Below are 6,873 nucleotides of genomic sequence, written 5' to 3'. Positions count from 1 at the left end.
CCAGCAGGGCTTTGCCCTGCACCCACCAGGAGGAGATAATCTCCTCCTGGACCTCCATAATAGTTTTCTGATTTTCAAATGCGATTGCCCTGACCCGACTGATAATGGCTCCACCCGACTGTCCACACTCTAGCGCTCTCCCAACAGACGCTCCAATTGCTCCACCAACTCCTTCACCGTCCACTCCTCATAATGCTCCAGGCGGTTGGCCAACGGCAAACCATGCAGCACATCCAATGCTCCCAAGCGCATCTGTCTGGCCCGCTCGCTTGCTCCCTCCTCCTGGAAAATCTCTGCCAATTGCAGATAGGCCGGGACATGGTTGCGATCCAGATAGAGTACCTTTTTTAACAGCTCCTTGGCTTGTGCGCTATCTCCACGATCATGCAGCAGATTGGCCAGCAAAAATTGCGGCTCTGCCGCAAAAGGACGCTGCCGCAACGCTTCCCGACAACACTGCTCCGCCTTGCTGGCCTCTCCCACATTGGCATACGCCCTGGCCAGCAAGATATTGGCCTCCCCAGCCACTGCACCTGTCTGCGTCAAAGAGTCTGCCTGGCGAATGGTCTCAGCATATTGCCCCTTGTCAAACAAGGCACGCGCCTCCTGCAGACGCTTTTCCGCCGAGGGTTGGAGCGAGGACGAGGGGGCCGCATTGACCCGGAAGCTCGCAGAAGGAGACGCAGAGGAGCTCACAGAGGAGGAAACAGAAAAGTTTAACGCTCTCTCTGTCACCAGTTTATCGGGCACCTCCCCCCCTTTACGCCGTGCAAGCACCGGGTGGATTTTTGCCACCGGCAGCGACGATACAGAGCTGGCCATACTGCCGCCAGGCTGCTTCGCGCCTGTCAGAGAGGAGGTATCCCCTTCCAGGGGGCGCTGAAAGATCACCGAATCGGGAAATTGCCGTGCTACCAATGGCAACACTCCCGCAGCAACCAGTTGTGACACCGGTTGCTGCACCTCGGCATGCCCGGTCAAAATATATCCTCCCGGACGCAAACTGGCAGCAAATTGCGCCATGATTCCGGCAATGGCCTCATGGCTGAAATAGATAAAGACATTGCGACAGACAATCAGATCCAAATCATACAGACCACGGCCAGGATCGGGATAGCTCTCTTTGATCAAATTGAGCCGCTCATAGACCACCATGTTGCGAATCGTTGCATCCACCTGCCACTCGTTCTGCCCGCGCAAAAAATGGCGCTCCACCTGCTCTTCAGAGACGCCGCGAAAAGCCCAACGGCTGTAGCGCCCTTCACGCGCCTTTTGCAAGGCATATTCGTTGATGTCGGTCCCTTTGAGCATAATCTGCCACGACCCAGCCCCCGCCAACAAAGAGTGCAGAATAATGGCCAAAGAGTAGGGCTCTTCCCCGGTCGAACAACCGGCACTCCAAATGCGCAAAGAGCGCGTTGCTGCACGCTGACGCATCAACTCCGGAAAAATCACCTCGCGCAATAGGCGCATCTGACCGGAATCACGAAAAAAATAGCTTTCGCCCGTGGTCAACTCCAATACCAACGAGCGCCATTCCGCCTCGGTTGCCGGTCCATCGGCACTCAGCAATGCCAAATAGAGCTCTTCGGCCCCTATGCGTGTCGCCTGCAAACGCCGACTCAACTTTTCCCGCAAATAGGGGCGGTCATGATCAGGAACCAATAAGCCCGTATGGCTCTGAATAATCCGGCAAAATTTTTCTAACGCGCTATCCATCTGCCTATACCGGGAGCTCGCTTAAGGTCCAATAGAGATTGATGGTGCGAATCACATCGACAAATTGCACATAATCGACCGGTTTGACCATATATCCCGCCACTCCCAAGTCAAAACTGCGTGCCCGATCCAACTCATCTTTTGAGGTGGTCAAAATCACCACCGGAATCGTGCGCAAGCGATCCTCTTTCTTGATGGCATCCAAAAATTCGATTCCGTTCATGCGCGGCATGTTCAAATCCAACAGAATGATACAGGGCAGATCGTTGCCCCCATCATGCAGCCAGGCCAACCCCTCTTCACCATTGCCCATCACCACCAAGGGATTGTTGACATGAATCGCCTTCAATGCCCGTTTTACTGTCATGGCATCAACGCGATCATCCTCCACCAACAAAATCGTCTTCATCCCCTTCATCACTCTTCACCCTCCTCCTCTGCACCCTCTTCCAACGGTCGTTTGGGCAAGGTAAATTCAAACTCGGTGCCGCAAGCAGCGGAGCTCTGCCGAGGCGGCGAGAATACATGCACCTCGCCGCCATGCAGCTCCACAATCTTTTTTACCAAGGTCAAACCAATCCCGGCACTGCCATAACTGTCGCCAGAGTGCAGGGTTTGAAAAATCTGAAAGATGCGCTCATGATCCTTGGCCGGAATTCCTGGACCATTATCAGCAACAATAAAACGGTACAGAGACTCCTCCTCCACACAGCGCACAGCAATCTCTCCGTGCGCTTTGTCCATAAATTTGATGGCATTGGAGAGCAGATTTTGCATCACCTGCCCCATGCGTATCCCTTCACACATCACCACCGGCAAACGGTTTTCCAAGCGAATGGTGATGTGCGCCGGTGGTGCCAGCAGGTCGATGATCTGTGTCACCATCTTGTGCAGATTGACGGGAATCCACTCCTCGCGCACCCGCCCAATACGCGAATAGTGCAACACCCCCTCAATCAGTTGATCCATCCGCCGCACCCGTCCTTGCAGCAGATCCAACTGCTCACGACCATCATCATCAAACAAAGGTCCATAATCCTCGGCAATCCATTGCACCAATGAATGAATCGCCCGCAACGGTGCTTTCAAATCATGGGAAACGATATAGGCAAACTGTTGCAACTCCTGGTTGGTGCGCTCCAGCTCTTGAATCAATCGCTCCCGCTCTTGCTCGTTTGTCTCCGTCATCAGCCGATCTCTCCTTTGCAAGCCTTGCTGTTCAAGGCTCTTTCGGCAAGGTAAAATGAAAAACAGAGCCCTCGCCCACCTTGGATTCCACCCACACCCTACCGGCAAATTTACCCACTATCTTGCGTACCAACGCCAAACCCATGCCAGAGCTCTCCTGATGATCCCGCGCCTGCAAGGTCTGAAAGACCGCAAAAATTTTTTCAAAATGGCTCTCGTCGATCCCTGGCCCATTGTCGCGGACCGAAAAATGCCACCAGCCACCACTCCCCGGCAACTGCGCACCTGCCCCGACACCCTCTGCCGTCGCCGCCTCGCCTACACAGGCGATACGAATGATCCCCAAACGCTTGTCCATAAAACGGATGGCATTCTCCAGCAAACTGTGAAAAATCTGCTCTGCCCGGCGGGGCTCAAAACGAATGCTCGGCAAAGAGTCATCTATGCTGATCTCCATCTCCTCTGGCGGCTGCAACTCCTTGATCACCCGGTTTACCAGTCGGTTCAAATCCACATCCTGCAACTCTTCATGCAAACGGGTCACCCGCACATATTCCATCAGCGCATCAATCAACCCATTGAGTCTATCGGCACGTCCCTGCAGCAACTTGACCAGTTCCATCCCCTCTTCGCCCAAACGATCGGCAAAATCGGCACTCAACCAACTGGTCAAGGAGCCAATGGCGCGAAAAGGGGCCTTGAGATCGTGGGAAATGATATAGGCAAAATCGTTCAACTCCCGATTGGCCACCTCCAGCTCACGCATGGTCAACGCCTGCGCCGCCTCGATCCGTCGTCGTTCGTTCACCTCCGCCTGCAAATTTTGGTTGATCATCTCCAAACGGGCCGCCTGATCCACCAGACGCGAGTTGAGCATTTTCAACTCCAAATGGTTGTCCATCAACTCACGATTCTGCTTGACCGCCCTTTGATAGGTCACCAGGAGCAAATCCAGCACCTGCCGACGGCTGGAGGTAATGGTATAACTTTTGTCGGCAAAAGAGATCTCAATTCCACCCTCTGTCTGCTCCAGCGCATCACTGGCCTGCAACACCCGCTGCACCGCCGCCAACAGTTGTGTCCCCTCCCAGGGCTTGGTCAAATAGTTGTCTGCTCCCGCCGACAAACCCTCCAATATCTCTTCGGGATTGGTCAAAGCGGTCAACAACATCACCGGAATGGAGTGAAGGCGACCATCCTGCTTGATCTGCCGACACAGGGTAAATCCATCCATGCGCGGCATGGAGACATCACTGATGATCAAACGCGGCAGCAACTGCTCGGCCTGCTGCAACCCCTCCAAACCATCCTTGGCCACCCGCACCATGAAGCCAGATTCCAGCAAAAAACGTTTCAGCTTATAGGCTTGTGTTGGCGAATCCTCGACAATCAAAATCCCCTCGCCGGCACGCCACTCGCCGCTGGTCAGTGCGACGCTCCCGCCACCACTCTGGCTATCGGCCAACAGCGTTGCCGCACCCACAGAGAGCTCTGCCACCTGCCCGCAAGGGCGTTCCCCCTCCGTACCGCCCAACAAGGTCTGCAAAGAGCGGGCAATGACACTGCAGGGTAACAGATTGCGCACCGCCCCCAACTCCAAAAGACGAGCCGGCAGATCAAAGACCAATGCCGAGGACTCATCCATCGCCACCGTATAGCCGCCCGCCTGATAGATGGCCTCCAAACCACGCGCTCCATCTTCGCCGGTACCACTGAGCAGCACACCAATGGTCATCGCCCCCAACCGGTTGGCTACCGACTCCATAGCCACCAGAATCGAAGGCAACTCACCATGGTGGCCATAATGTGCCGGCAACACCCCCGATGAAATCGCCAAAGTGGCCAAACGTCCATGGGCATCAATCAATAAATGGTGACCTACCGGCGCCAAATAGATGGAACCAGGCATCGGCATCTCGCCATGAGTTGCCATCTGCACCGGCATACGGGTCACCTCCCCCAACCAACGGGGTAACGCCGTTTGCAACACCGGATGCACATGCACCACACACAAGATCGGCACCGCAAAATCGACCGGCAAAGCGGCCAAAATCTCCCGCAAGGCACTGATACCACCGATGCCAACCCCCATCACCACCATATTGACCGCCGGCAAGGCCACCATGGGCAGGGTACTGACGGTGCTGTCACAGGAAAAATCCGGCAAGGTATCCAAACGTGCCAACAGTCGAATTTTGCTGGTCAATTCCCGAGAAAATGAACCCACATCCTCGCTGCGCCAGCCCAAAGGTTCCAAAAAAAGATCCAAAGCCCCGGCTTCAAACATGCGAAAGATGTTGGTTGCATCCCCGTCGCGCAACGATGCGGCCCCCACCACCAATACCGAACGCGGATAACGCTCCATCAGGGCGCGGACAAAAACCGCCCCCTCCACATCCTGCAACTGCAAACCCACACAGACCACATGCGGATCGCTTTCGGCAATCAGCTCCATCGCCTCTTGAGTGCCCCGCACGCTGCCCACCACCTGAATCACACTCACCAACGACAGGGCACGCTTCAACAGCGCCAAGGTCAACGCCGAGGCATCCACCAACAAGACCCGAATGGGATTGGGTTCACTCTCCCTCATGCTGCTCTGATCCCCCTCCTGCTGCATCCACCTCTCCCGCTCTGCCGATAGCACGTTGCATGATATGTTCAATCTTCTGTTTGGTGATCGGTTTGGTCATATAATCGCTGCACCCATCATGATAATAGGAGCGCATCGCCTCCCTGGGTGAATCCAAGGCGGTCACCATAATCACTTGGACCTCCTGCCGCGACACAATACCCCACTCCGCCTCCCGGCTGCGAATGGTCTGTACCGCTTGATGCCCATCCATCGTCGGCATCATGATATCCATGAATATGAGATCATAGGGCTCCTGCTCGGCATGCGCCAACAAAAAGGCATCCACCGCCTCCCGACCATCAATCACCATATCCACCGTACCATAAGATTCCAACAAACGGCCCATCAAAACCCGGTTGTTGAGCTCATCATCAGCGACCAGCATCTTCATAACCTGTTACCCCACTGCCCCTTCTTGCGGCTGCAACCCATCCTGTCACCGCAGCAAAACCCTATCGGCTCAGTAACTATTCACCACCCAACACAACTGCGGGTCCAGGGAGGGCACCTCCCTGGCCGGGTCCAGGGATGGAATCCCTGGGATTTTGCTTTTAATCTTTTGCCTTTGGCGCGCCTTTCACAACAAGCCGACGCGCTTTTTGCGTCGGCTTAAGCGCCTAATGGAAGCAAGCTGTGCGGATTGGCGCGCATTTTTGCGCCAATCCGCACAGCATCCCCATGGGGGTAGAGCTGGCGAACCAGCACGAACCTGAATAGTTACTCGGCTCATTTGTATAATACCATGCGCAACTGCTCGACACGGCTCTGTACCCCTGACAAATCTCCCCGGCGGGCTGCCAATACCACATGAAACGCCTTGCTGCGGATTTCACTGTCCGACGACAGCTCCCGTAAACGTCCACTCTGCTGGGCAATCAAGGTCAAATCACCCTGTGCCACCGCCGCCAATAATCCCTGCCATAACCCACTGGTCTCCTCATCCTCTTCGGAGCCCCCCTCTGTCACCGGCTCTTCGGCAAGCAGCGCAGGCTCCCCCTCTGGCAGCAGCCCATGGCGCGAGATCTGCAGATTACGCTCCAAAGCCAGGTGCACACTAAAACGACTCCCCTTGCCCGGTGTACTCTCCAGGACAATGCGACCGTGCATCAACTCCACCAGACGCTTGGTAATCGCCAAACCCAATCCGGTCCCCCCACTTTTGCGCGTTGAGCTGCCATCCACCTGCGTAAAGGCATCAAAGATGGCCTCATGCCACTCTGGCGCAATGCCAATACCGGTATCCGTCACCGCCAGCGTCAACAGCACAAAGCGCTCTGTAGACTCCAACAGCTTTGGCTCTGCCCCAGGCTGCTCTGTCTGGGCATTGGCAT

6 protein-coding genes are annotated in these 6,873 nt (G+C 55.4%); all 6 read right to left on the bottom strand.

Going from position 1 to position 6,873, the window contains the following annotated elements:
- Positions 1 to 129: 129 nt before the first annotated feature.
- Entirely contained in the window at positions 130 to 1,719 is a 1,590-nt protein-coding gene (locus tag EJP87_RS12440; protein WP_130472200.1) for a CheR family methyltransferase, read from the bottom strand.
- 4 nt (positions 1,720 to 1,723) lie between these two features.
- A complete protein-coding gene (locus EJP87_RS12435; protein ID WP_130472199.1) occupies positions 1,724 to 2,137 on the bottom strand; it encodes a response regulator in 414 nt (137 codons plus the stop codon).
- On the bottom strand, positions 2,137 to 2,907 hold the full coding sequence (locus EJP87_RS12430; RefSeq protein ID WP_130472198.1) for a sensor histidine kinase: 771 nt from the start codon (positions 2,905 to 2,907) through the stop codon (positions 2,137 to 2,139). Before EJP87_RS12430 ends, EJP87_RS12435 begins: the two co-directional genes overlap by 1 nt.
- A gap of 31 nt (positions 2,908 to 2,938) precedes the next feature.
- Positions 2,939 to 5,500: a chemotaxis protein CheB gene (locus tag EJP87_RS12425; RefSeq protein WP_193771352.1), complete on the bottom strand. Its 2,562-nt coding sequence runs from the start codon at positions 5,498 to 5,500 to the stop codon at positions 2,939 to 2,941.
- The gene (locus EJP87_RS12420) at positions 5,487 to 5,933 is read right to left on the bottom strand and encodes a response regulator (RefSeq protein WP_130472196.1); all 447 of its coding nucleotides are present in this window, start codon (positions 5,931 to 5,933) and stop codon (positions 5,487 to 5,489) included. The genes EJP87_RS12425 and EJP87_RS12420 overlap by 14 nt, the downstream gene beginning before the upstream one ends.
- A gap of 335 nt (positions 5,934 to 6,268) precedes the next feature.
- A partial coding sequence (locus EJP87_RS18925) for an ATP-binding protein (RefSeq protein ID WP_130472195.1) occupies positions 6,269 to 6,873 on the bottom strand: 605 nt, incomplete at its 5' end.

It is taken from the genome of Candidatus Magnetaquicoccus inordinatus (genome assembly GCF_004217665.1).
GTDB lineage: Bacteria > Pseudomonadota > Magnetococcia > Magnetococcales > Magnetaquicoccaceae > Magnetaquicoccus > Magnetaquicoccus inordinatus.
The sequence above is the reverse complement of the archived record's forward strand: the minus strand, read 5'-3'. Positions and strand labels throughout refer to the sequence as shown.